The organism is Terrisporobacter sp. (assembly GCF_017888745.1).
GTDB lineage: Bacteria > Bacillota > Clostridia > Peptostreptococcales > Peptostreptococcaceae > Terrisporobacter.
The window spans coordinates 1-2,914 of sequence record NZ_JAGHFM010000308.1 but is presented as its reverse complement, the minus strand read 5'-3'; the positions used below and the strand labels follow the sequence as shown (position 1 = coordinate 2,914).

Genomic DNA, 2,914 nt, shown 5'->3' with positions numbered 1-2,914 from the left:
GGACTAGGATTATCAATATGTGATAAAATTGCGAAGTTACATAATTCAAATTTAGAAATTAAAAGTGAACTCAAAAAAGGAACTACAATTTCAATAATATTGGAGGTAGAGAATGAGGAATAAATTATATATTTATCTTGGAAGTATTATTTTTATTACTTTGATATTTTCCATTTCACTGCCTTCACTTGTTGCAAAATTTGATGAGTTATATTTATTAGGAACTCATGAATTAAAAAAAATGGATTTAAACTTAGATAGTGAAGCTAAGGATATACCTTTAGTTCAACGAATTCATGATATTTATGATGGAATATATAGTACAGATGAATCAGAAATCGCAAGTGTAGTACAAATAATAGCAACGTCAGATGAACAGAAAATAATTTTAGAACAACTAAAAGAATTAATAGAAAAGAAAGTATTAGTTAATAATGATGATTATATTACAGATAAAGTTGAATCCGTTTATGTAAAAATGATTTATTCGTCGATAGTTCAAAATTTAAAAGAGTATGTAATTAACTTTAGAGACCAGCAGATAAGTTTATGGTGGGATATTGAAAGTAACAAAATTATATCTATCAAAATTATAGGTAATGGTCAAATTAGAGTGAATGATAATAAAGAAGATATTCTAAGAGGTTACTCATCGTACTTAAATTTAGACTTGCTAGGAGATTGGGTTATAGAGAGTGATGTGATTCAATCTAATAAATCATCTTTAATAATTAAGGCTGATATTTTAAATAACAAAATTGAACAATACCTATCTATAATACCTAAATTAGCACAAATACAATAGAAACAATATTGATACAATCCTATGTTATGATTAACTCGGTTAACCTAACATAGGATTTTTTAATATAGAAAAAGAAAGGATAAGAAAATGAATAAAAGGAAAGTTTTAATTGTATTAGTATTTACAATATTATGTTCTATTAATTTGTGGGGATGTTCTAAGGGACAAAATAATAAATTAGACAATAAAAGTGAAGCAAAGGATGCAAAAATTAAAAGTTTAAAAATGTTATCAAATGATGCTATGCAAAATGGATGCAGTACTGAAGGTGGATACTACACAATTTCAAGTAGCGAAGATGAAGAAGGAAATACTGTACAGAATTTAATGTATGTTGATTACAAAACAAAAAAACAAATTTATTTATGCGACAAATCAGAATGTAATCATAATACTGATAGGTGTACTTCATATATAGAAACGAAGTACTTTGGTAGACAAAATTCATTAATATGTGATGGGAAGTATTTGTACCTTATAAGTTCAGAATATAATGATGACGGATCAATAAGTACAAGCATATCTTATGGAGGAGAGGGTTTAACACCTATAAGTGAACCTACCTCTATATATAGAATGAATTTAGATGGATCTAATAGAATTTTATTATCTGAATTTGAATCTGGAGAATTATTAGGAGAAAAAATATTAACAGATGGAGAGTATATATACTGTATTAGTATGAAGAATACACAGGTTAAGATTGATGACAATACAAGTTATACAAAAGGTGATGAATACAAATTAATCAAAATATCAAATGAAAGTGGAGAAAAGCAAGATATTACAGAGTGGGATAGTAGCTGGAATATACTTGGGTGTTATAAGGATAAGATAATTATAAATAAGCTAGAATTTGATCATGAACTTACAGTAGAAGAAAAGATGGACCAGGCAAAGTATACCCAAGCATGTAAAAATGCTAAAGAGTCTATAGTAAGCTATGATATAAATACTCAGAAATTTGAAAAATTATTTGAAAATGAAATGAGTGATAGTTATCAATATATAATGCATGAAAAAAATGTATTTTATTATAAATATAATGGAAATAAAATTATGTCCTTTGATTTAGATACAAAGCAAAAATCAGATTTCTTAGAAACTAATAATAGCAACATTGAACAAATTTATGATGGATATATGATTACATCTGATTGGAAAGAGAATAACAAAGAATATTATAGAATCAGAATAGAAGATAAAGAGATTTCAAAATTAAGTTTATATAAGGATAATGGAAGATTAGTTAATATTATAGCCGAATCAGAGAATGATTTCTTTGTAGAGAGCAATTGTAAGAATAAAGATGAGTATGTTGAGTGGGCTGGTATAAACCAAACAATTGAAACAGATAGAGAATATGCAATGATTCCAAAAGAAGACTATTTTAATAATAAAAATAACTTTAAAAAAGTAAATATGATTATAGATGAGATATATTAAGGGGGAAATATGTATGATAGAAATTAAAAATATATACAAAACTTATGGAGGAAAAGTAGCCCTTAACCATATATCAATTGAATTAGAAGATGGTGTATATGGATTACTAGGACCTAATGGAGCTGGTAAATCTACACTAATGAATATTATTACTGATAATTTATCAATGGATGAAGGGGAGATTTTATATAATGGAAACAATGTAGCGAAACTAGGAAAAGAATTTTTAAAAAAGATTGGATTTGCGCCACAACAGCAAGGTTTATATGATGAATTTACAGGTAGACGTTTCTTATCATATATGGGTACATTAAAAGGAATATCTAAAGATAGTCTAAAGTCTGAAATAGAAAGGGTATCAAAAGCAGTAAATTTATTTAATGAATTAGATAAAAAAATGGGAGCTTATTCAGGAGGTATGAAGCAGCGTATTTTAATAGCACAAGCCATCATGGGTTCGCCTAAAATACTTATTATGGATGAGCCAACAGCAGGACTAGACCCAAAAGAAAGAGTAAGAATAAGAGAACTATTAGCTGAAATATCAAGTGATAAAATAATTTTAGTTGCTACTCACGTAGTATCAGATATTCAATCTATATCTAAAGAAATTATTATGATTAAAAAAGGTAATATCATTGAAAAAGGAACACCTAAAGATTT

4 protein-coding genes are annotated in these 2,914 nt (G+C 26.9%); all 4 read left to right on the top strand.

What is annotated here, in order from left to right:
• The coding region (locus tag J7G74_RS16845; RefSeq protein ID WP_297136430.1) for an ATP-binding protein at positions 1-123 on the top strand (123 nt) is incomplete at its 5' end.
• Positions 113-805 carry a hypothetical protein gene (locus J7G74_RS13890; RefSeq protein ID WP_297136429.1) on the top strand — a complete coding sequence of 231 codons (693 nt, stop codon included), beginning with the start codon at positions 113-115 and terminating at the stop codon, positions 803-805. The genes J7G74_RS16845 and J7G74_RS13890, both read left to right, overlap by 11 nt.
• Before the next feature lie 87 nt (positions 806-892).
• Complete coding sequence (locus J7G74_RS13885) at positions 893-2,251, top strand: hypothetical protein (RefSeq protein ID WP_297136427.1); 1,359 nt, start codon at positions 893-895, stop codon at positions 2,249-2,251.
• A 13-nt stretch (positions 2,252-2,264) separates the two neighbouring features.
• Positions 2,265-2,914: ATP-binding cassette domain-containing protein (locus J7G74_RS13880; RefSeq protein ID WP_297136425.1), on the top strand; the 650-nt coding region annotated here is incomplete at its 3' end.